General features: G+C 57.7%; 18 protein-coding genes and 1 tRNA gene. 8 read left to right on the top strand and 11 right to left on the bottom strand.

Going from position 1 to position 21,100, the window contains the following annotated elements; genetic code table 11:
• Positions 1 to 248: 248 nt before the first annotated feature.
• Positions 249 to 2,234 carry an RNA polymerase sigma factor RpoD gene (gene rpoD / locus YBN1229_RS13970; RefSeq protein ID WP_046478634.1) on the top strand — a complete coding sequence of 662 codons (1,986 nt, stop codon included), beginning with the start codon at positions 249 to 251 and terminating at the stop codon, positions 2,232 to 2,234.
• A gap of 85 nt (positions 2,235 to 2,319) precedes the next feature.
• Here rpoD and YBN1229_RS13965 read toward each other — a convergent pair whose 3' ends face one another.
• Together YBN1229_RS13965 and YBN1229_RS13960 are read right to left on the bottom strand one after the other, a co-directional pair.
• Positions 2,320 to 3,285 (bottom strand): cupin-like domain-containing protein, encoded by a 966-nt coding sequence (locus tag YBN1229_RS13965; RefSeq protein ID WP_152025004.1) that lies wholly within the window; start codon positions 3,283 to 3,285, stop codon positions 2,320 to 2,322.
• A gap of 192 nt (positions 3,286 to 3,477) precedes the next feature.
• Positions 3,478 to 4,452, bottom strand: a complete 975-nt coding sequence (locus YBN1229_RS13960; protein ID WP_046478635.1) for a rhodanese-related sulfurtransferase — start codon at positions 4,450 to 4,452, stop codon at positions 3,478 to 3,480.
• A gap of 151 nt (positions 4,453 to 4,603) precedes the next feature.
• Between YBN1229_RS13960 and YBN1229_RS13955 the strand changes: the two genes are divergently transcribed.
• From YBN1229_RS13955 to YBN1229_RS13940, 4 genes are read left to right on the top strand one after another with little or no spacing between them, the layout of a single operon-like run.
• A complete protein-coding gene (locus YBN1229_RS13955) occupies positions 4,604 to 5,038 on the top strand; it encodes a ketosteroid isomerase-related protein (RefSeq protein ID WP_046478636.1) in 435 nt (144 codons plus the stop codon).
• Positions 5,039 to 5,075: 37 nt separating this feature from the next.
• Positions 5,076 to 5,435 (top strand): aspartate 1-decarboxylase, encoded by a 360-nt coding sequence (gene panD, locus YBN1229_RS13950; RefSeq protein ID WP_046478637.1) that lies wholly within the window; start codon positions 5,076 to 5,078, stop codon positions 5,433 to 5,435.
• Complete coding sequence (locus tag YBN1229_RS13945) at positions 5,432 to 6,025, top strand: GNAT family N-acetyltransferase (RefSeq protein ID WP_046478638.1); 594 nt, start codon at positions 5,432 to 5,434, stop codon at positions 6,023 to 6,025. The genes panD and YBN1229_RS13945 overlap by 4 nt, the downstream gene beginning before the upstream one ends.
• A complete protein-coding gene (locus tag YBN1229_RS13940) occupies positions 6,022 to 6,930 on the top strand; it encodes a carbon-nitrogen hydrolase family protein (RefSeq protein WP_046478639.1) in 909 nt (302 codons plus the stop codon). The genes YBN1229_RS13945 and YBN1229_RS13940 overlap by 4 nt, the downstream gene beginning before the upstream one ends.
• A 64-nt stretch (positions 6,931 to 6,994) precedes the next feature.
• Here the strand turns inward: YBN1229_RS13940 and YBN1229_RS13935 are convergent, their stop codons facing one another.
• Complete coding sequence (locus YBN1229_RS13935) at positions 6,995 to 7,711, bottom strand: SIMPL domain-containing protein (RefSeq protein ID WP_052744131.1); 717 nt, start codon at positions 7,709 to 7,711, stop codon at positions 6,995 to 6,997.
• Positions 7,712 to 7,830: 119 nt separating this feature from the next.
• Between YBN1229_RS13935 and YBN1229_RS13930 the strand changes: the two genes are divergently transcribed.
• Together YBN1229_RS13930 and YBN1229_RS13925 are read left to right on the top strand one after the other, a co-directional pair.
• A tRNA-Ile gene (locus YBN1229_RS13930) sits at positions 7,831 to 7,906 on the top strand.
• Positions 7,907 to 7,961: 55 nt separating this feature from the next.
• Positions 7,962 to 9,014: a mitochondrial fission ELM1 family protein gene (locus YBN1229_RS13925; protein WP_152025005.1), complete on the top strand. Its 1,053-nt coding sequence runs from the start codon at positions 7,962 to 7,964 to the stop codon at positions 9,012 to 9,014.
• Positions 9,015 to 9,019: 5 nt separating this feature from the next.
• Here YBN1229_RS13925 and YBN1229_RS13920 read toward each other — a convergent pair whose 3' ends face one another.
• The 4 genes from YBN1229_RS13920 to YBN1229_RS13905 all read right to left on the bottom strand — a co-directional run bounded on the left by YBN1229_RS13920 (position 9,020) and on the right by YBN1229_RS13905 (position 11,602).
• Entirely contained in the window at positions 9,020 to 9,397 is a 378-nt protein-coding gene (locus YBN1229_RS13920) for a cyclophilin-like family protein (RefSeq protein WP_046478641.1), read from the bottom strand.
• Between the two features lie 29 nt (positions 9,398 to 9,426).
• Positions 9,427 to 9,876 (bottom strand): cyclophilin-like family protein, encoded by a 450-nt coding sequence (locus YBN1229_RS13915; RefSeq protein ID WP_052743946.1) that lies wholly within the window; start codon positions 9,874 to 9,876, stop codon positions 9,427 to 9,429.
• Between the two features lie 62 nt (positions 9,877 to 9,938).
• Complete coding sequence (locus tag YBN1229_RS13910) at positions 9,939 to 11,186, bottom strand: beta-ketoacyl-[acyl-carrier-protein] synthase family protein (RefSeq protein ID WP_046478642.1); 1,248 nt, start codon at positions 11,184 to 11,186, stop codon at positions 9,939 to 9,941.
• Between the two features lie 140 nt (positions 11,187 to 11,326).
• Entirely contained in the window at positions 11,327 to 11,602 is a 276-nt protein-coding gene (locus YBN1229_RS13905) for an acyl carrier protein (RefSeq protein ID WP_046478643.1), read from the bottom strand.
• Positions 11,603 to 12,005: 403 nt separating this feature from the next.
• Between YBN1229_RS13905 and YBN1229_RS13900 the strand changes: the two genes are divergently transcribed.
• The gene (locus YBN1229_RS13900; RefSeq protein ID WP_046478644.1) at positions 12,006 to 13,733 is read left to right on the top strand and encodes a long-chain-fatty-acid--CoA ligase; all 1,728 of its coding nucleotides are present in this window, start codon (positions 12,006 to 12,008) and stop codon (positions 13,731 to 13,733) included.
• A gap of 31 nt (positions 13,734 to 13,764) precedes the next feature.
• Here the strand turns inward: YBN1229_RS13900 and YBN1229_RS13895 are convergent, their stop codons facing one another.
• The 4 genes from YBN1229_RS13895 to YBN1229_RS13880 form a co-directional block, all read right to left on the bottom strand.
• The gene (locus tag YBN1229_RS13895) at positions 13,765 to 15,084 is read right to left on the bottom strand and encodes an SAM-dependent methyltransferase (protein WP_052743945.1); all 1,320 of its coding nucleotides are present in this window, start codon (positions 15,082 to 15,084) and stop codon (positions 13,765 to 13,767) included.
• A 116-nt stretch (positions 15,085 to 15,200) separates the two neighbouring features.
• Positions 15,201 to 16,505 carry an acetyl-CoA C-acetyltransferase gene (locus YBN1229_RS13890; RefSeq protein ID WP_046478645.1) on the bottom strand — a complete coding sequence of 435 codons (1,305 nt, stop codon included), beginning with the start codon at positions 16,503 to 16,505 and terminating at the stop codon, positions 15,201 to 15,203.
• 34 nt (positions 16,506 to 16,539) lie between these two features.
• Positions 16,540 to 18,549: a 3-hydroxyacyl-CoA dehydrogenase NAD-binding domain-containing protein gene (locus YBN1229_RS13885; protein ID WP_046478646.1), complete on the bottom strand. Its 2,010-nt coding sequence runs from the start codon at positions 18,547 to 18,549 to the stop codon at positions 16,540 to 16,542.
• A gap of 25 nt (positions 18,550 to 18,574) precedes the next feature.
• Positions 18,575 to 21,070: an acyl-CoA dehydrogenase gene (locus tag YBN1229_RS13880; protein ID WP_046478647.1), complete on the bottom strand. Its 2,496-nt coding sequence runs from the start codon at positions 21,068 to 21,070 to the stop codon at positions 18,575 to 18,577.
• Positions 21,071 to 21,100 lie beyond the last annotated feature (30 nt).

Raw genomic sequence — 21,100 nt, 5'->3', positions numbered from 1 at the left:
TCGTGGGTCAACATTCAGGGCGAAGGGGCCGCCCATGCAAAGACAGGAACCGAACTTGCATGACGAATGATGGCAAGCCTACGAGAAATTCAGGCGGCACTTCGTCAGTGGTACTCGGGGATCGTTTGGCCACTTCCGACCCAAAACGAGGATTCAACACGAGATTCGATCGTACGTGAGCTGGCGGCAACAACGACGAGGCCGGCTGAACGTCGTCGAGGCCCAACACAACTAGGGTAATCGCGACCATGGCGAATGTGAAAGAAGAAGATCAGGCGAACGCGTCGAGTGCAGAGATCGAGCGCGACAGCCCGCTTCTCGATATGTCCGACCAGGCGGTCAAGCGCTTCATCAAAGCGGGTAAGGCACGCGGTTATGTTACATATGAAGAGCTGAATACCGTTCTGCCGTCTGAGGAGGTTTCCTCAGACCAGATCGAAGACCTTTACGCGATGCTCGCGGATATGGGCATCAACGTCGTCGAGTCCGACGATACCGAAGAGCGCGAGGGTGAAGAGCAATCTGAAGGCGAGGACGAAGAGGAAAGCCGCGCGCTGACCACGCAGGCCGTACCGGCGCGGGCTGAGACGAAGTCTGAACCTAGCGAGCGTACAGATGATCCCGTCCGCATGTATCTGCGGGAAATGGGATCGGTCGAACTGCTTTCGCGCGAAGGCGAAATTGCTATCGCGAAACGCATCGAGGCCGGTCGCGAGGCAATGATCGCAGGGCTTTGCGAAAGCCCGCTGACGTTCCAGGCCATCATCATCTGGCATGACGAGTTGAATGACGGGCGCATTCTCCTGCGCGACATCATCGACCTCGAAGCGACGTACGAAGGTCCGGAAGCCAAGGAGGCCGGCGAGGCCGAAAGTGCGAACGGCTCTACCGAAGAAGGTGGAGAAACCGAAGGCGAAGCGAACGCTGAAGGAGCCGAGAGCGAAGAAGACGAGGAGGACTTCGAGAACTCCATGTCTCTCGCGGCGATGGAAGCCGAACTGAAGCCTAAGGTTCTGGAAACCTTCGAGCGTATTGCGTCCAACTACAAAAAGCTTCGTAAACAACAGGATCGGATGCTTGAGCAGCAGGTGGCGGGTGATCAAGCCTCCAGCCAGCAGCAGCGCGCCTACGACAAGCTCCGCGATGAGATCATCACGGACGTCAAAAGCCTTTCGCTCAATAACAACCGTATCGAAAGCCTCGTTGAGCAGCTGTACGCCATCAACAAGCGGCTTGTTGGTTTCGAGGGGCGTCTGATGCGGCTCGCCGATTCCTGCGGTGTTTCACGGCAGGCTTTTATTGGCGAGTACTTCGGTAACGAACTCGACCAGACTTGGCTCGACCGCATGGCGCAGCAGGGCAAGAAGTGGGCGAACTTTATCAATAATGAACGTGCCCAGATCGACGTGATACGCGGTGATATTCACGAGCTGGCGAGTGAAACCGGCCTTGAGATTCCAGAGTTTCGGCGCATCGTAAAGGCGGTGCAGAAGGGCGAACGGGAAGCCCGCCAAGCCAAGAAGGAAATGGTCGAGGCGAACCTCCGGCTCGTGATCTCAATTGCGAAGAAATATACGAACCGTGGCTTGCAGTTCCTCGATCTCATCCAGGAGGGCAACATCGGTTTGATGAAGGCGGTCGATAAGTTTGAATATCGCCGCGGTTACAAATTCTCGACTTACGCGACGTGGTGGATCCGGCAGGCGATCACGCGGTCTATCGCGGACCAAGCTCGTACGATCCGTATTCCGGTGCACATGATCGAGACGATCAACAAGATCGTTCGTACATCGCGTCAGATGTTGCACGAAATCGGTCGGGAACCGACACCGGAAGAGCTGGCTGAGAAGCTCGCGATGCCACTTGAGAAGGTACGTAAGGTTCTCAAGATCGCGAAGGAGCCGATCTCGCTTGAAACGCCAATTGGCGACGAAGAAGATTCGCACCTCGGCGACTTCATCGAAGATCGCAATGCGGTGTTGCCAATCGATGCTGCGATTCAGTCGAACCTACGTGAGACCACAACACGGGTGCTTGCATCACTCACGCCGCGTGAAGAGCGCGTTCTGCGTATGCGCTTTGGTATCGGTATGAACACTGATCACACGCTGGAAGAGGTTGGTCAGCAGTTCTCGGTTACGCGTGAGCGCATTCGGCAGATTGAAGCCAAGGCTCTGCGTAAGCTGAAGCATCCAAGCCGTTCAAGGAAACTGCGTAGCTTCCTCGACAATTGATCGTGCATCACCCAACGATCTCCAAAACAAAAATAGGACCGCGCAATGCGGTCCTATTTCTTTCCGGGGGCAGTGATCTTGGTCGTCAGTATTGAGTAATGGCTTGCTGTTCTGCAGGGCTCAAATCGATGAGCGCGCCGGGCATTTCTTTGTTCAGTTTGAATGTCTGCATCATGCTGCGCTCGGTTGCAGCCTTGACGCCGACTTTCTTTGCCGCCAGAGCCGCCGCGCATTTCGCATAGGCCCCGATACCGTTCGCTGAGGTCGACCGGGGTTTGACGCCCAGACGGCGACGCATCAGGCCATTGGTGTAGTAAACGCCATAGCGGCGCTTGGTCTCCGGCGTGAAGTAATCCGTCGTGATGGAGACGTTGAGCCCTTCGAGATTGTCAACGCGGTGAGGGGCATTGTGCGGCCAGCTCAAGGCGTACCCTGGTTCGAGAACGATACTTTGAGCTGTCTGATCCCATGACTGGTCGTAGGGGATTTCCTCTTCGGTTTCGCGCAACATGATCCCTTCAAGGACTTCGTCGGGAAGGTGCGTCTTGTCGTTGGGGTCGTATAGCCAAACGCGCTTGCGGCCGCGCAAATGCCAGAGGGAAACCATCGGAATATCGGCGTGGTAGAGCACGCGTGCGCCGGGAGACGAGATCAGAAGGCTCGATTTATGTCCGCTGGTCGTGAGACCGGGGTTCATGCTTTCGATCTGGGCGAATGCATCCGCGACGAGGTCATCGTATTCCGGTGCGATCAGGTCGAAGCGACGGAGGCAGAGCCAGAGTCGTCCGTTGCGGATCGCCTCAAGCGCATACTCTCCCGACACCCCGTTGAGGTCGCCGTTGCGCCATTCCGGCTTCTGACCCTGCTGGGTCATCGTGGTTATCATATAGTATTCGCGCGGATAGCGTTCGATCAGGCGCGCGAGACGTTCGTCCGTGAATAGTCCGGACGAAAGGAAGTCATGTTGAAAATGGGACAGTCCCTTGCCGAATTGGGACATGTCGTTGTTCGGAAACGTGACGCTGCGCGGATGCTCGGTGTGTTGAACCACGGTTTTTTGCTCCTGTTGCCGGCCACAGGCGTCATAAAGGGCGCTCGGTGTGCTGAATTGATCTGGTGGCGTTTCAGGAAGCAAAGCTGAGGCCATGATCTGACCATAGGAGGCCTGCCGGGGATCAGATTTCTCCCAGCATTAAGAATGTCTTGCGGCGTGTAAGGATACGTGTCGGAAGCGCGAAGCGAGCTATCGGCGTCGCGCGTTCGACGGTGCTGGTTGGAAATGGTTCTGACCGCGAGCTTCTGCGAGATCTATCTGGCGCTGCCGATCCGCTGCGCGATTCAGTCGCTCTGGATCAGCCTCAGTCGCGCACTTTTCACACTCTTTAGTTGCATAACCTCCACCCTGGCCGGTCGGCGACGAAATCGGTTCCCGGCAGACGGAGCACAGTTGGTAGGAGCCAACCTTTAATTCGTGGCGAAGGGAGACGCGTTCGTCGAATACGAAGCACTCACCCTTCCAGAGGCTTTCATCTGCGGGGACATCCTCCAGGTATTTCAGGATGCCGCCTTTGAGATGGTAGACCTCCTCGAAGCCTTGCTGTTTGAGCAAAGCGGTGGCCTTTTCGCAGCGGATCCCGCCGGTGCAAAACATTGCGACCCTGGGCTTTTTACCAGCGTCAAGATTTTCGCGGACCCACTCTGGAAACTCTCGGAATGATTGGGTCATTGGATTGATGGCGCGTGTGAATGTTCCGATCGCGACTTCGTAGTCGTTGCGGGTATCTATCAGGATCGTTTCCGGATCAGATATCAGCTCGTTCCAGTCGGCAGGATCGACATACGTGCCCACCGTCGTGCGTGGGTCGATACCCTCAACGCCCATTGTCACGATCTCGCGCTTGAGGCGCACCTTCATGCGCTTGAAGGGCTGCGTGGCGGCTGGCGACTCTTTCCACTCGACATCGTCGCATCCAGGAACCGCCCGGATCGCAGCAAAGAGGCGGTCTATCGCTTGCCGGGTTCCGGCAACGGTTCCATTGAGGCCTTCCGATGCAAGAAGCAGGGTGCCCCGTATCGCCTCGCGCTCGCACAGGGCGAACAGCTGATCGCGGAGTGCGGAGCAATCTTCGATTGCGGTAAACTTGTATAGGGCGGCGACGGTGATTCCGCTTGCTGGTTGGGCCACGTCGTGATCCCCAGGTTCGATTTCTGTTCTCATGCGTCTGCAGGTAGCGCGTGGTGGCACTGTGTGCAAGATCGCCGTCTTTACTTCGCCGGATAACTGCGGCGCTTCATGACTTGGCCAGGACGAGCGTGGCTGCTAAGCAGAGTTTCGATTTTCAGCATATCGCATGGGAGAACAATCGCCGATGAGCGACAATGCAGCGCAATCCGCCGCTCGCCAAGAGACGGCTGCTTTGATCCGCCGCTATTATGACGCGTTTAATGCCGGTGATTCTGACACGATGCTTTCGTTCCTGACGGATGACGTCATTCACGACGTTAACCAGGGCGAGCGGCGTCAAGGTAAAGAGAAGTTTGCCGCATTCAACGCGCGTATGGCGCATCACTATCGCGAGCAGCTCGAAGACGTCGCTGTCATGGTCGGACGCGATGGTACCCGGGCCGCGGCTGAATTTAACGTCGTTGGCACCTATCTCAATACTGACCAGGGTCTGCCAGAGGCCAAGGGTCAAACCTACCGGTTGCCGGCGGGGACTTTTTTTGAAGTGCGGGCGGGGAAAATCGCGCGCGTTACGACGTATTACAACCTCACAGATTGGATCGCGCAGGTTGCCGGCTGACGTTCCAGCCAGAGCCTCGCCATCACGGAGCCTGCCTATGCTCGTTACGATGCTGAAATGCAAACTGCATCGCGCCACCGTTACGGAATGCGACCTCAACTACGAAGGATCGATCTCGATCGATCCAGAGTTGATTGCAGCGGCCGGGCTTTTGCTCAACGAGCGCGTGGAGATCTATGACATCGATAACGGCAATCGCTTTGCCACCTACGTCATTGAAGGCGCTCCGGGTTCCGGTGTCATCGGTCTGAACGGTGCGGCCGCGCGCCTCGTTTGTGTGGGCGACAAGCTCATCATCTGTGCTTACGCTCAAATGGAAGAACGTGAAGCCCGCAACTGGCAGCCGACCGTTGTTATATGCGATGCCAACAATAGACCACAGAAGCTGCGGATATGAACCTGACTGTCGATTCTCTGACCGGCGATCAGTTGAAATCAGTACTGCCGGATCTGGCGCGCTTGCGGATCGCCGTATTCCGGGCTTGGCCTTATCTTTACGAGGGCTCAGCGGCCTATGAGGAAGAGTATCTGGCCAAGTTCGCCGCGGGTCGTGGCGCGGTCTGCATTGTTGCCCGTGACGGCGACAAAGTGGTCGGGGCGTCCACGGCCTCGCCCATGGTCGAGACCGATGCTGAGTTCATTGAGCCCTTCGAGTCCGCAGGGTACGATATTTCGAAAGTGTTTTACTGCGGAGAGTCAGTGCTGCTGAAAGAGTACCGCGGGCACGGTCTTGGGCATGCATTTTTCGATGGCCGTGAAGAGCACGCGAGGAAACTTGGTGGCTTCGATATCTCGACGTTTTGCCGTGTCGTGCGTCCCGATAATCATCCGTTGAAAGAGCCTGGGTATGTGCCGCTCGATGCGTTCTGGCGTAAGCGCGGCTATGCCCCGGTAGAAGGGCTCGTAGCGCACTATTCCTGGAAGGATATCGGCGAGGACGAGGAGACCTCAAAGCCGATGCAATTTTGGGTGAAGGCGCTGACATGACATTCCGTAAAACGCTGACCGTCGCCTCGGCGCAATATCCGATTGGCGAGCCCAAGAGCTTGTTCGAATGGCAAGACAAGGTTGCAGAGTGGGTGGCGGATGGCGCCAACAGCGGCGCTGAGTTGTTGTTGTTCCCTGAATATGCGGCGATGGAGCAGGCCGCCATTCACGGGATTGAAGTCGCTAGCGATTTGCGGCGTAGCCTTGCTGCCGTCGCGGAGATGGCCGGCGAGCGAGTTGCCTTCCACGCAGCGCTCGCAAAAGAACATGGCGTTCATATCCTTGTTGGCAGCGGCCCCGTCATAGGCTCAGATGAGCGCTATCTCAATGCTGCTCAGTTGGTGACGCCGGACGGCAATATTGGCGAACAGACGAAGCTCATGATGACGCCGTTTGAACGCGATTGGGGCATCTCTTCGGGTGGTCCTGCTCGTGTGTTTGAGACTTCGTTGGGGCGAGTCGGCATCGTGATTTGTTACGACAGTGAATTTCCGCTCATTGCGCGGTCTATGGCCGCCGCCGGCGCTGAGTTGTTGCTTGTTCCTTCCTGTACGGAATTCGTTTCGGGCTATCATCGGGTCCGTACGGGCGCGCTTGCCCGCGCGTTGGAAAATCAGATTGCCTGTGTGACGAGCCCGACGATTGGTGACGCGCCGTGGTCTCCTGCGGTCGATCGCAACAATGGTGCGGCTGGTATTTTCGTGCCTTCCGAACATGGGGTGTCGGATAGTGGTGCGTTGGCGGAGGGCGGCTTGAATTCTCCGGGTTGGGTGTCTGCGACGATCGACTTTGAAGGTCTTCGCCGGCTACGGTCAGCCGGGGAGATGCGTAATTTCACAGACTGGGCCCTGCAGCCCGGGGCTGAGGACAATGGCAGCTCCGCGGAAGTCATCAGCCTCATTTAAGTTGCGATAGCGATGTCGCGGTCCAATTCAACCCGCAACATCGCTTCGGACCTTCTCAGTTCTTTCAGTCGAGTTCCCACGTCACCGTAACGCGTGCTTCCAGAGTTTCCTGGCCTGGCGCGACAGGAACGGCTGAGGCCATCTTTGCGGCGCGGAACATCGGGCGCGGTCCGCCCTCTTCTGAGGAGACGTCTTCGGAAATGCGGACGACGTCCCCGACTTTGGCTCCGGCGGCCGTGGCATAGAGCTTGGCGCGACGTTGCGCGTTTGCGATAGCCTCGCGACGGGCGTCATCCTTCAACGTCTCTGCGTTGGTGACGATAAAGTTCATCCCCTGCATCTGATTGGCGCCGAGAGAAACCATAAGGTCCAGGATTTCACCGAGCTTAGGCAGGTCACGGACGAGTACGTTGACGGAGTTGTTGACGCTGTAGCCGACAAGTTTGGGAGGCCCACCATCCTTGGGGTTATGCTCGTGACGTGGATGTATGCTGAAGTTGGATGTCTGGATGTCTTTGTCAGTGATGCCAGCAGCCTTCAGCCCGTCAATCAGGTTGCTCATGCTCTTCGTGTTCGTATCGAGCGCCTCCCGGGCGGTGGCAGCTTCGCTGACGACACCGCTCATGATGCTGGCGGCGTCAGGATCGACCTCAACCGAGGCGGAGGCTGAGACAGTGACAGTGCGTTTCATATCGTCGGCCTTGGATGGGGAAATGGCAGTCATGCCGAAGAACAGGACGGCGGCTGCAAAAGTGGCAATTTGGCGCTGTGACAGGGTCATGTTGTCCTCGATTATTGTCGTCGAATGAATAATAACGACGATTGGCACAAAAAGAGGGCTCAAGAGGCATTTAGCGCTACGCGCAAGTCTGCTAAGAACCCGCTTTCGGCGTAATGGAGGGGCCCGTAGCTCAACGGTTAGAGCGGGCGGCTCATAACCGTCTGGTTGCAGGTTCGAATCCTGCCGGGCCCACCACGCGCTGCCTGCCTTTGGGCTTCCCCAACGGCGTTTTCCAAGTCGACCTCGATTGGTGAAGCAAACCGGGGATGCGATGCGCGCGCTCGAAGCCCTGATCTTATCGGATGGCCGGCCGGGCCATTATTCCCTGTCAGAGGGCATCGTGACCGCGATTGCGCAGGTACGCGAGGTCAATCTTCGGCGCATGCAGGTTGAGCGTCCCTGGTGGTTACCTGCGCGTGCGCTCTCCTACCTCGTCAATTATGGCGTATCGCCTGAGCAAATCCTGCGTCGGGTTTATGGCGTTGACGTGCATGCCTTGGGCTCTCCCGACCTTATCGTGTCTGCTGGCGGAGATACATTGGCGGCCAATATCTCCGCTGCACGTGTGACGGGTGCTGCGAATGTTTTCTATGGTTCTCTGCGCCGTTATCGCCCGAGCGACTTCTCGCTCGTGCTTACATCTTACGCGGAGCAGGCGAAGGGCCCCAACCGCCTGATGACTTTGAAGCCCAGTTCGAACAATCCGGACGAAGCGGAAGCAGCAGGGTCAAGGCCCGTTCGAGCGCCAGGGGACTTTCCACGTGTCGCGGGTCTCATCATTGGTGGAGATGCGGGAACGGTGCGCTACACGGATGAAGACTGGCGAGAGCTTCTGGTGTTCATTTCCGAGTGTGCAGAACTCTGGGGGACGCGTTGGATCGTTTCTAATGCGCCGAGAACGCCGGATCTCGTGTCGGGAATGCTTGCCGGGATGACGGGACCGCAAAGGGCGGTGCAGCAGTTCATCGATATCAGGCAGGTGGGACCGGGCACTCTTGGACCCTTGCTGACCGACTCCGAAGTTATCGTCTGTACTGCGGATTCAAGCACGATGCTTTCCGAGTGCGTGTGGATGCGCCGTCCGGTTGTATCGGTCACGCCACGTGGGTGGGCTCTACCGGCAAACGAGGCTTCGTACCGGGAATGGCTTTCAGCCAATGGCTGGGCCAAGCAGCTTCCGATTGCTCAATTGAATCCTGATAGCTTTTTGGACGTCCTTGATGCCATAGAGCCGCTCGACGTCAATCCGCTCGACAAGCTTGCCGAAGAGCTCAAAGAGCGTCTGTCGCTTCTCATTGAGTAGTGGCTTCAGCTATCGGCTTCGATGATCGCAATATGCTCGCCTGCATGTACGCCGCGCAATTGGCGCACGTCGTCCAGAGCCTGGGCCCAGATGTTACATGGGCTAACGAGTCGGATTTCACCCTTACGGGAAATGGGGGTCGGCCCAAAGCCGATTGCGATGGCGACGCCGTCTGGCCAAAAGGCGATCTCACCGGCTTCCACGACGTCCCGTGCGTCAGGCTCGCGGACATTTTCAACTGGGGCTTCAAAGTAGATTTCTTCGCCCCAGGTGCGGGCGTTGGCGTATATCGGCAGGTTTTCCCAGATCCGATTAGCGGTCGGTGTGTCGAGGAGGCGTGCGCGGATCGCCACCTCTCCCGAACGGATGAGAATTTCGCGCATCGAACCCTCCCAAGTACGTCACGCTGATTTCAGCCGTTCGCTGCGGCCTTGATTGTTACCTTCTCACCGGGCGTCACGCTCTGCAATACGGATGTGTCGTCTATGGCCCGCGCCAGAACGTTGCAGGGGGAGGGGAGGCGGATTTCGCCCGAGCGCGAGATGGGGGTTTGGCCGAACGGGATTAGGAGGCGTTCTTCATGGCTCCAGAAGTATATGTAGCCATGTTCTCCGTTTAACCGCGCGTTGCGTTCCCGGCCACTGCGTACGGGAATTTCGAAATGAAGGCTGTCGCCCCAGCGTTCCGCAGTCGAGAATAGCGGCAATGCCGCCCAGATGCGGTCCGCTCCCGGTGTATCGAGCAGTTGGGCGCGGAGTTTGGCTTTACCCGCAGTTATCTCAATGATGCGTGGTGCGCGCGAGGTTGGTTTGGGCTGGGGACGTGGGGGCTTGTCGCGCGAACGCAGGAAGTTCGTCGGCATGACCGGCTATCCCAGAAGTTGTGGCCGAGCAGCTGCCCGGCCACGTTATCTGCGCGTGATCGTCAGGCAGCCGGTGCTGGGCCGAAGACCAGAACCGCGTTCAGGCCGCCGAAGGCGAAGGAGTTCGACATTGTGTATGTGACCTCCATTTCGCGGCCTTTGTTGGGCACGTAATCGAGATCGCAGGCTGGATCTGGATCGGTCAGACCGATCGTCGGCGGGACCCAGTTTTCTTCCATTGCCTTGATGCACGCGACAGCTTCGATGCCACCGCCCGCACCTAGCGGGTGGCCATGCATCGATTTCGTCGACGAGATTGCCAGCTTACGGGCGTGATCGCCGTATACTTGCTTGATGGCGTTCGTCTCGTTTTCGTCGTTGATGGCGGTCGCCGTGCCATGCGCGTTGAGATAGTCGATTTTTTCCGGCTCAAGCTCCGCGTCAAGTAGTGCGAGACGCATGGCTTCGCTCGGGCCTTCGACTCCGGGGTTGACCATATCGCGGGCGTCCGAAGTGCTGCCGTATCCAACGATCTCAGCCAGGATGTTCGCGCCACGCTTGCGGGCGTGCTCCAGCTCTTCAATGACGAGGATACCGGCGCCTTCTCCGAGCACCGTACCGTTGCGCTTCTTGTCGAACGGGAAGCAGCCTTCCGGCGACAGAACGTGAAGGGCCTGCCAGGCTTTCATGGTGCCGTAGTTGATGACGGATTCGGAAGCGCCAGCGATTGCGACGTCGACGACGCCGCGACGGATATATTCAAGCGCCAAGCCGATTGCGTGGGTTGCTGTGGAGCAAGCCGAACACGTCGCAAAGGTCGGGCCCTTGATGCCGTATTCGATACCGACGTGCGCTGCTGCCGACGAACCGATGATCCGCAAAAGTGTCAGTGGATGGGTCGCGCGCTTGTTGTGGATGAAGAGATTTCGATAGGCCTCTTCGTAGGTGGTTAGGCCTCCGGCACCGGAGCCGATGATGCATGCCGTCCGGTACGGGTCAGCGACGGGCATCTCGAGGCCCGATTGCTTGACGGCTTCATCTGCCGCCGCACCCGCGAACCAGGAGTAGCGGTCAGCGTGCATGATGATCTTGTCACGGCTGAAGTGCTTCAGACGGGCCTTATGGTCGAAATTCTTGATCTGGGCCGCGATCAGGATTTTGAGATCTTCTAACGGGAAGCCGCCAAGCTCGCTTACGCCGCACTTGCTTTGCTTCATCGAATCCCAAAACTCTGGGACGGTGGTACCAATCGGAGTCACGACTCCAGTACCGGTCACGACGACGCGGCGCCTGCCGTTCGTTTCAGTCATTGTTTTTCCAATTCTCCGGCGCAGGACCCGTTAAAAAGCGAACCCCGTACAATAGCGCTAACATGGTTTGGCGCGCCGTGGCGCGACGAGTCCGTCAGGGAACTCCGCCTTCACGCGTGAATGCGGAGATCACGGACAGGTCAAGCCTTCGCAGCTGCAGCACCACCGCTGCTGGCTTCGACGAGCGCGCGGACCTTATCGACAACAGAGCCGACTGTCTTAAAGTCTTCGACGTCTTCATTGGCGTTGTAGGGGATCTCAATACCGAAGGTGTCTTCGATATCGAAAACAATCATCGCGAGATCTAATGACTCGATCGACAAGTCCTGAAGTTCTGTCGAGAGTGCGATATCGTCTCTCGGCTCCTTCATATGCTTCTTCAGAATATCGACAATTTTCGATGCGACTTCGTCCATCTCGCTCTCCTCCCCTAAGTCTTTAAACAAGGGGACCCTTAAATTTCGGTTTCTGACAGTTGAAGGCCCAGGACTATGACAGCTGCGGCGTGACATATACGCAATCGCCGAGCAAGTCTAGCCGCGACCGACCTTACCTTCGTGACCGTCATTATGGCGGCCACGACGACGATATCGCAAGATGCGTGCCGGTTCTGTATCGCACGTTACGTCCACGTTCCCGATGCAGGCACGATCAGCTCTGCTGATGGCGTTCGCCGATGGAAACGTATTGTATGAATGCTTAGCTATTCCTTCAGTAGGCCCGTGGCAATATCCTTTACGCCTACTACGGCTTGTTGCAGACCTGAAGGATATTCCGGTCATAGGACTTAGCCGTCTGCGCGGGGAGTGAAAACCAGCAATGACGAGCCATGATGTCGCAGTATCACCTCAATCCAAGGCTGAATGGCCGTGGTTGAAGGGCTATCCAGAGAATGTCGACTGGTACCGAACGTACAAGAGCGCGCCAATTTACGTGCTTTTGGACGAGGCTGCCTCGTCTCATCCTGAGAATATCTGTACCGATTTTTTGGGTCGAAAGCTTACCTACGGTGAAATTAGCAAGCTTGTAGACGAAACCGCGGCGGGCCTGCAGGCTCTTGGCGTCGGGGCTGGGAGCCGAGTTGGTCTCCTGCTTCCGAACTCGCCTACGTATATCGTTTACTATTTTGCCATCCTGAAGGCTGGAGGCGTGGTTGTTAACTATAACCCGCTTTATACGGTCGAAGAGCTCAGTGCGCAGGTGGTCGATAGCGATACCGAGATCATGGTCACCTTGGATCTGCGCATTCTGTTCGACAAAGTCGAGGCGCTGATCAGCAATGGAACACTGAAGCAGGCGGTGGTGGGGTCGTTCCCTGGATTATTGCCTGCGACGAAAGCGGCGCTTTTCAAGCTTTTCAAGTGGCACGATCTGGCCCGTCCAACGGCTTCACCGGTCAGCGATAAGATTCTTCTGGATGCCGACGTCAGGAAACCTGGCGGAAAGCCCGTGCTTCGCGAGATTGATCCCGACAAGGAACTCGCGGTCCTCCAGTACACAGGTGGCACAACCGGCGTACCCAAAGGCGCCATGCTCAGCCATGCCAACATCTACATCAATACACTGCAAGTCAGTGACTGGGGTCCGGTGTTAGCGCACGGTGAGGAACGTTTTCTCGCCGTTTTGCCGTTTTTCCACGTGTTCGCCATGACGGCGGTGATGAACGTGGCGGTGAAGATGGCGGCGTCCATGATCATTATGGCCCGTTTTCGTCTGAACGATACGCTAGCGTTAATTCACTCGAGCAAACCGACGGTCATGCCGGGAGTGCCGACGCTCTTCAATGCTATTATTAACCATCCGAAATTGAGCTCTTACGATCTCAGTTCGCTGAAATATTGCATCTCGGGGGGGGCGGCGTTGCCCTTGGAGGTGCGCACGCGATTTGAAGAGCTGTGCGGTTGTCCTCTCGTTGAGGGCTACGGCTTGTCGGAAACCTCTCCTGTTGTGACGTGCAATCCCATCGATGGGACGGCTCGGAGCAATTCGATTGGGTTACCGGTTCCAGCGACCATTATTTCGCTACGTGATGTCGATGATCCCGAGCGGGAGGTTGCGACAGGCGAGAAGGGCGAGCTGTGCGTCAAGGGCCCCCAAGTCATGATGGGCTATTGGAAGAACCCCGAAGAGACGGAAAAGGTCTTCACCAAGGACGGCTTTCTGAGGACCGGCGATGTTGCGCGAATGGATGAGGATGGCCGCTTTTCCATCGTGGACCGGATGAAAGACCTCATCATCTGCTCGGGTTTCAACGTTTACCCGCGCCGCGTGGAGGATGCGATTTATGCGCATCCCGATGTTGTCGAAGTCACCGTTATCGGCATCGAAGACTCCTATCGGGGTGAAGCGCCTAAGGCCTTCGTCAAACTCAGGGATGCCGCCGAGGTTACCGAAGAAGATCTTATGACGTTCCTTGAGCCCAAGCTCTCAAAGATTGAGATGCCCTCCGTTATCGAGTTCCGCGAGGAATTGCCGAAGACGCTCATCGGTAAACTTTCCAAAAAGGAGCTCAAGGAGGAAGAACGTCAGCGCCGCGCAGCGAACTGAGTAGTTCGAACAGGGGCGTTCTTTATGCCTATCACCGGTAAAGGTCGGCTCGGGTGGGCGGCAGTGCCGGTGGACGCTTCGCCGACTTCGAAGCAAGCGTCTGGTATAATCGCGCCGTTCCCCTGTTAAAGCTGATGGCGCAACCTGCTAAGTACGCGACATAAATACGATATTTCGCTTCGCCGACGATGGCGATCGCCGCGTCTTTTTGGGCGATGAGCCGATCATGCCATAGGGTGCAGGTGCGCGCGTAGTGCAAGCGCCAGGCTTCGACATCTTGAACTTCGAAGCCGGCGCGCTCCATCTGCTGAACAGTGTTGCCGATGTCGTCGAGGGCCCCACCAGGAAAGATGTACTTTGCAAGGGCGCGCTGTTCGGGACGCAAGCGATCCGGCCAAAGGTTGCGGCGTTTCTTTGCGCGCCGGGAGATGGCGTGGTTCAGGAACAATCCGTCTTCGCTTAGCAGTGAACGAATCTTGCGCATGTAAGTCGGAATGTTATCGAGACCGATATGCTCGTACATGCCGACCGATGCGATCTTATCGTACGTGCCAGTCAGATCGATGTAGTCGATGAACTCCAACGTCACCCGGTCCTGAAGCCCGAGGGCGCGTACCTTTTCTTCCGCGTGGCTTAACTGCTCGACGGAAAGCGTAATGCCGTGGGCGGTAACGCCGTAGTTTTTTGCTGCGTGCGCTACGAGCGCGCCCCAGCCGCAGCCGATATCCAGGAACCTGTCGCCGGGCTTTAGACGCAGCTTGCGGCAGATCATGTCCAGCTTGTCATGCTGCGCGGTGGCGAGGTCGTTTGTCCAATCCGTGAAGTACGCGCAGGAATAGACCATCTCCGGATCGAGGAAGAGCTCGTAGAAGGCATTCGTCAGGTCGTAATGGAATTCGATAAATTCCTTGTTTTCGCCAGCAGCGCGGTTTGCTCCGGTGATGTTGCCGCCGAAGGCGCCTTCCTCGGGCGGCGGCTCGCTAGAGGCGAAGAGAAATGGACGCAACTGGGCGATAACCTTGGCGATATCCATGGCCGTTAGTTTGGCTGAGCGATTGCCTTTGTTGAGGTTCGCCCCAAAGTCGATGAGCGAACCGCCCGAATAGTCGATGCCCTTATTGACGTATTGGCGGATGATGGTGTCCAGCGTCGGCCGGCGCAGGATCGAGGTGATCACGCCTGGCGAGGCGATTTTAATTTCGAAATCGCTCGTAACGTTCTGGCCGAGGGGATGGCGTGAACCATCCCACAGTCGCACACTGGCATCCATGTTGAGGCGGTTCGCCAAGCGCTTTACGAGATTGGTCGCCGCGGCGATCTGCTTGGCGTGTTTGTCCTCGCTGCCCGCCATGGTGCCCTCTTCCGTCGTTGTGCTCGTAGATGTCTTCGAGCAGAGGGCTTAGCGCATTATGACGGTCCCGTCTCGCATTGCGGCGTGGCATGCGAAACGGGAGTGTTGAAACGTTATCAGGCTGCTACGTCCATCGCCTTCGCTTTGGGGCTTTCCAGAATCGCCGCCACGCCCATACCTCCGGCTGTGCAAACCGAGATCAATCCGCGGCCGCCATTCTGATCGAGCAGCTTGGCGAGGTTGGCCATGATACGTGCCCCGGTCGCGGCAAAGGGGTGCCCCACGGCGATGGATGAGCCTTTGACGTTGAGCTTGGTGCGATCGATGGACCCTAGAGGTGCATCTTTGCCAAGTACGTTTTTACAATATTCCGGATCTTCCCAGGCTTTGAGTGTGGCGAGAACCTGGGCCGCGAAGGCTTCATGGATCTCGTAGAAGTCGAAGTCCTGAAGCGTGAGGCCGTTACGATCAAGCAGCTTGGACACCGCGATCGTTGGCGCCATGAGAAGACCTTCGCCGGATACGAAGTCATTACCGATGTGTTGCGCGTCGACGAGATAAGCTTGGATTGGCAAGCCGCGTTCAGCCGCCCATTCTTCCGATGCGAGGAGCACAGCTGCTGCTCCATCGGTCAGGGGGGTGGAGTTGGCTGCTGTCAACGTTGCGGTGTCGGATTTGTCGAAAGCGGTTTTCAGAGTCGCGAGCTTATCGAGGCTGATATCTTCTCGAATGTTGTTGTCGCGAAAAACGCCGGCGCAGGGCACGACCAAATCGTCCATATAACCAGACACATAGGCTTCGGCTGCGTGCTTGTGGCTTTCGTAGGCCAGCTCATCCTGCTCGACCCGAGGGATCTCCCACTTCTTGGCCATAAGTTCGCAGTGCTGACCCATTGAAAGGCCCGTCCGTGGCTCGCTGGTTTGCGGCGGCTGCGGTACGAGTTCACCAGGCCGAAAGCCGCTAAACACCTTAAAGCGCTCCATGACCGTCTTCTTGCTGGCCATCTCGGTCATACGGCGCGCAAACTTCTTGCTGAAGACGATAGGCGGATCTGAGGTTGTATCTGATCCCACAGCAATGCCGCTCTCGATCTGACCTGCCGCAATCTTGGCGGCTATCCCCATTGCCGCCTGCAGGCTTGTGCCGCATGCCTGCATCATGGTGATGCCCGGTGTGGATGGCGCGAGGGTCGTGCTCAGCACCGCTTCACGGGCCAGGTTCCAATCCTTGGCATGCGTGACAACGGCCCCGCCGACGACTTCGTCGACATGGGCCCCTTTCAGATTGAATCGATCGACGAGGCCGGAAAGAGCTGCTGTCATCATGTCGAGGTTGGACAGATCAGCGTACAGCGTCCCCGAACGACAGAACGGAATTCTGACGCCGCCGATGATGGCGACTCGGCGTAGCGTTTTGCTCATTGGGGTGGGGCCTCCAAAAGGATCATAACTATGGTCACTCGGCAGCGTCGCGTGCGGCGGCTTCCGCCTGTTCTCTTGCCCTGAAATGTAGCGGGCCGCCTCGGAACGGAGCGAAACCAGTTCCGAAGATCACACCGGCATCGACAAGGTCGGCATTGGCGACGATGTGGTCATCGCGCGCTCGTTCCGCTTCCGCGATCAACGGTTCAACGAGTTCACGGCCGAGCTTCTTGATATCGGCCTTGTCCCAACGTTTGTCGTTGGACTTTTCGGGTTTGCCGTCTTTCCAGACGTAGTAGCCCCGTCCGGTCTTCTTGCCGAGTTTGCCGGATTTGACGAGTTTGGCGGCGCCAGAGACTTCGTCGCCAAGGCCCAGAATTTGGCCAACGCTTGCGCAGACATCGAGCCCGACTGTGTCGGCCAATTCGATGGGGCCCATAGGCATTCCGAAAGCGCGCGCGGCTTCGTCGATTTTTTCCTTATCCTCACCCGCATCGACGCGAGCCATAGCAGCCATCATGTAGGGTGCGAGAACACGGTTGACGAGGAAGCCTGGGACTGACTTCACAACGAGCGGGAACTTGTCGATCGCAGCAACGAAGATCGCACCCTTGTCGACTTCGCCCTGGCGGCTCATTTCACCGCGAACGACTTCGACCAGAGGCATCTGCGCGGCCGGGTTGAAGAAGTGGATACCGACGAGACGGCCAGGGTCGGCCATCGTCGCGGCAATATCCTCGATTTTGAGGGACGATGTATTGGAAGCAAGCAGGGCGTCAGGCTTGACCTTGTCTTCGAGTTCCTTGAACAGTGCTTGTTTGATTTCGAGCTTTTCGATGATGGCTTCGATGATGACATCGGCGCGAGGTACACCGCGCCCGTCGGGATCTGCGATCAAACGAGCCTTTGCAGCGTCTTGCTGCGCTTTGGTCCGGAATTTTCGCTTGAACAGCTTGCTCTGTGCAGCGATGCCCTTTTCGATCTGACTTACCGACAGATCCTGCAGCGTAACCTCCATGCCGCATGCCACGCACCATCCGGCGATATCAGCGCCCATAGTGCCGGCACCGATAACGTGGACGCGCATCGGCCTCCAGGAAGATTGCTTGGGAGCCTGCGCTTTCAATGCTTCGGAAAGAAAGAAGACACGGCGCAAATTGCGCGACGTGTCCGACACCATCAAAGGAGCGAACGCGGGGCTTTCTTCACGCTTCATATCAGCGTAGCTGCCGCCGTAGCGCTCAAACAGATCAATCAATCGGAAGGGAGCAGGGTAGTGGTCTTCCCGAACCTTCTTGGCTGTTTCGGAACGCATTTTGCCAGCTAGGTATCCGCGGGCTGGCCATTTGGCCAACAAGCCGGCGAAGCCTCCTTTGGCCTTCGACTTGCGGTTCTGAAGAACGGCTTTGCGGGCTGCCCAACGCAGAGCTCCGCGACTTTCGACGAGTTGATCGATGAAGCCTTGAGCGCGCGCTGCGCTGGCGCGGATCATCGAGCCCTTCAGCATCGCCTGCATGGCATTGAGCGCGCCGGCTTGTCGGATCGAGCGTGCGGTTCCGTTGAAGCCCGGGAAGATCCCGAGCTTGACCTCGGGGAAGCCTACACGGGTCGCATCGTCGCGCGTGGCGATGCGGTAGTGGCACGCGAGGACCAGCTCCAACCCACCGCCCACACACACACCGTGGATGGCCGCGACGACCGGAACGGACATTGCCTCAATACGATCGAGCAACGTATTGACCGGCTTTAGCGCCTCGATCACCTGCTGTTCGGTTTTGAGGTCGGCGAATTCGCGAATGTCGGCTCCGACAATGAAGCTCTTCTGCTTGCCGGACATGATCACAAGACCGCGGATCGTGCCTTCGCGCGCACCGGATTGGACGCGATCGATGATTTCGCCAAGTTCTTCGAGGGGGCGGCGCCCTAGCGCGTTAGCCGATTCATTCTCGCGGTCGAAGATGGCCCAGGCGATTCCTTCGAAGTCCACTTCGAAGCGCCAGTCCTTAAGTCCAGTCAGATCCGCCGCAGTTGTTTCGGTCGTCATTTGCTGTCGTTCTCCTTGGCCACGCTTACTCGGCCGCTCTGGACGCCAGCCGCGATTCACTGCGGTCAGCTACTTCATAGTTGGGTTTGAGTTCGGCAGGGTCAAAGTGGTCAACCGCAATCGCGCGAGCGACGTGTTGATCCGCATCGCGGAGTTGATCGGCTTCTGCTTGGGTCAGAACGCCTTTGCTGACGGCTTCGGCGTACCAATCCAGTCCGTGATAGCGACGGACCGTTCCGGCGCGGATAGCACGTTCCAGCTTCTTTTCTGCAGGTTCGGCCGCGATGACCTTTGTGAGGGTAACCTCGAGCAATCCGCCTGCATCATCGGCATCATCGCTGACGTAGATGTAGCGCGTCAGGCGATCGCGCGCTTCACCCGGCTCAAGAGCGAGCGGCAGGATGCTTTTCGCGAGACGGTCCGATGCCGGGCGGTAGGGACGGCCGAACGGGAAGACCAGAACGCTCAGAATGAACCGCATCGGCATCATGGGGAAGTTGTCGATCACGCCGATCAAGGCTTCCTGGCAACGGAACAACCCGTTGCGGGCGGCCAGCTCAACGAGAGGTTTGTCGCTCGGCGGGCGGCCATCATCCTCGAAGCGTTTCAGTACGCACGAAACCAAATAAAGTTCAGAGAGCGCATCGGCCATGCGGCCGGTTAGTTTTTGCTGCGTTTTCAACCCGCCGCCGAGAGATATGACCATCATGTCGGCCAACAGGGCGAAGTTTCGGCTCTGGCGGGAGACTTGGCGATACCAGCGTTCGCGCATGCCGACGTTGTCCGGCGTTCCAGCGAACGCGCCGAAAGTGAGGTTGTGGAACAAAGCGCCAGCGATGTTTGAAATCGTGAACGAGATGTGTCCACAGAAGGCTTTGTCGAAGGCGTTGAGCCCCGCAACACGATCCGGATTCTGGATCGCCTTGACTTCATCGTAGAGATGCGGGTGCGAGCGCAAAGCGCCTTGCGCGAACGTGATCAATGTGCGCGTAAGGATATTAGCCCCCTCAACGGTAATCCCCACGGGGACCATCTGATAGGGTGAGAGCAGATAATTGTGTGGCCCATCGCAGATCGCACGACCACCGTGGATGTCCATCGCATCATTGACGGCGCGACGCATGCGTTCGGTGGTCTGGTATTTCATCAGCGCAGAGATCACCGACGGTCGTTCGCCGCGGGAAACCATGGCTGCCGTTACGGCACGTCCGGCTTCGTTGACATAGGCGGACTCGACCAATCGCGCGAGCGGTTCACCGATGCCGTCCATACGGGCTATGGGAATGCCAAACTGTTTGCGAATGCGTGCGTAGGCGCTCGTGAGACGCAACATCGCTTTTGTTCCGGCCGTTGCGGAGGACGGAAGTGAAATAGCGCGGCCCGCGGCAAGGCATTCCATCAACATGCGCCAGCCATTGCCGGCTTGCGCTTGCCCGCCGATTACCCAGGTCATGGGAATGAACACGTCCTTGCCCCAGGTCGGACCGTTGGGGAAAGCCTGACCGCAAGGCAGATGTCGACGGCCGATCTCTACACCTGAGTGTGAGGTAGGGATCAACGCTAGGGTTATGCCGACATCAGTGCCTTTACCGAGCAAGTTGTCTTCGTCGAATAGCCGGAATGCCAGGCCCAGCAACGTCGCCTTGGGGCCGAGCGTAATGTAGCGCTTGTCCCAGTTGAGCCGGATGCCCAGGACTTCCTGGCCTTTGTAGAGGCCGCGGCAGACGTGGCCGATGTCACGCATCGCGGCCGCATCGGAGCCCGACGTTGGGCCCGTCAGCGCGAAGCAAGGGATCTCCTCACCCTTTGCGAGGCGCGGAAGATAGTGATGTTTCTGTTCGGTGGTCCCGTATTTTTCGATGAGTTCGCCTGGGCCCAGGGAGTTGGGGACCATGACGATTGTGGAGACATCCGGCGAGCGTGATGCGATTTTTCCGAGAATAAGCGACTGGGCCTGGGCGGAGAAGCCAAGCCCGCCATGCTCCTTGGAGATCAGCATCCCGAGGAAGCCGTGTTGGGCTACGAAATCCCAGATTTCCTGGGGAATTTCGCGCTCGGTGAAGCGTATCCGCCAATCATCGATCATCCCACAGAGTTCTTCAGTTGGCCCGTCAAGAAAGGCCTGCTCCTCGTTTGTCAGCACGATTGGAGGAAGGCCACGTAGTTTGTCCCAATCCGGACGGCCGGAGAACAATTCAGCGTCGAAGCCGACGGTGCCGGCTTCAAGCGCCTGCGTTTCTGTGTCCGAGACTTTGGGGAGTGTGCCTTTGAGGAGGCCATAAGCCGGTTTGATCAACACGGCACGGCGCACAGCGGGCAACGTCAGCAGGGCCAGCACGATGGCTGGAATCCAGGCGAGCAGCTGGGTGGCTCCAAACTCCGGTGCGCGGGCAACACCGTCAATCAGGTCGGATTGCGCCAGAAAAGTTGCAATAGCAATTACACCCGCCCAGACCGTCAGAGGGGCGCGTCGGATCGCAAGGACCCACAGCACTGCTACGAGGACGACAACAAACAACATCAGTTGGTTCTCCACCATGCGGAATTATGT

The organism is Candidatus Filomicrobium marinum, assembly GCF_000981545.1.
Lineage (GTDB): Bacteria > Pseudomonadota > Alphaproteobacteria > Rhizobiales > Hyphomicrobiaceae > Filomicrobium > Filomicrobium insigne.
The sequence above is the reverse complement of the archived record's forward strand: the minus strand, read 5'-3'. Positions and strand labels throughout refer to the sequence as shown.

Excerpts from the sequence above, each read along its gene's own strand:
- rpoD (WP_046478634.1), top strand. The coding sequence starts at position 249 with ATGGCGAATGTGAAAGAAGAAGATCAGGCGAACGCGTCGAGTGCAGAG.
- YBN1229_RS13960 (WP_046478635.1), bottom strand. The coding sequence starts at position 4,452 with ATGAGAACAGAAATCGAACCTGGGGATCACGACGTGGCCCAACCAGCA.
- YBN1229_RS13955 (WP_046478636.1), top strand. The coding sequence starts at position 4,604 with ATGAGCGACAATGCAGCGCAATCCGCCGCTCGCCAAGAGACGGCTGCT.
- panD (WP_046478637.1), top strand. The coding sequence starts at position 5,076 with ATGCTCGTTACGATGCTGAAATGCAAACTGCATCGCGCCACCGTTACG.
- YBN1229_RS13945 (WP_046478638.1), top strand. The coding sequence starts at position 5,432 with ATGAACCTGACTGTCGATTCTCTGACCGGCGATCAGTTGAAATCAGTA.
- YBN1229_RS13940 (WP_046478639.1), top strand. The coding sequence starts at position 6,022 with ATGACATTCCGTAAAACGCTGACCGTCGCCTCGGCGCAATATCCGATT.
- YBN1229_RS13935 (WP_052744131.1), bottom strand. The coding sequence starts at position 7,711 with ATGACCCTGTCACAGCGCCAAATTGCCACTTTTGCAGCCGCCGTCCTG.
- YBN1229_RS13920 (WP_046478641.1), bottom strand. The coding sequence starts at position 9,397 with ATGCGCGAAATTCTCATCCGTTCGGGAGAGGTGGCGATCCGCGCACGC.
- YBN1229_RS13915 (WP_052743946.1), bottom strand. The coding sequence starts at position 9,876 with ATGCCGACGAACTTCCTGCGTTCGCGCGACAAGCCCCCACGTCCCCAG.
- YBN1229_RS13910 (WP_046478642.1), bottom strand. The coding sequence starts at position 11,186 with ATGACTGAAACGAACGGCAGGCGCCGCGTCGTCGTGACCGGTACTGGA.
- YBN1229_RS13905 (WP_046478643.1), bottom strand. The coding sequence starts at position 11,602 with ATGGACGAAGTCGCATCGAAAATTGTCGATATTCTGAAGAAGCATATG.
- YBN1229_RS13900 (WP_046478644.1), top strand. The coding sequence starts at position 12,006 with ATGACGAGCCATGATGTCGCAGTATCACCTCAATCCAAGGCTGAATGG.
- YBN1229_RS13895 (WP_052743945.1), bottom strand. The coding sequence starts at position 15,084 with ATGGCGGGCAGCGAGGACAAACACGCCAAGCAGATCGCCGCGGCGACC.
- YBN1229_RS13890 (WP_046478645.1), bottom strand. The coding sequence starts at position 16,505 with ATGAGCAAAACGCTACGCCGAGTCGCCATCATCGGCGGCGTCAGAATT.
- YBN1229_RS13885 (WP_046478646.1), bottom strand. The coding sequence starts at position 18,549 with ATGACGACCGAAACAACTGCGGCGGATCTGACTGGACTTAAGGACTGG.
- YBN1229_RS13880 (WP_046478647.1), bottom strand. The coding sequence starts at position 21,070 with ATGTTGTTTGTTGTCGTCCTCGTAGCAGTGCTGTGGGTCCTTGCGATC.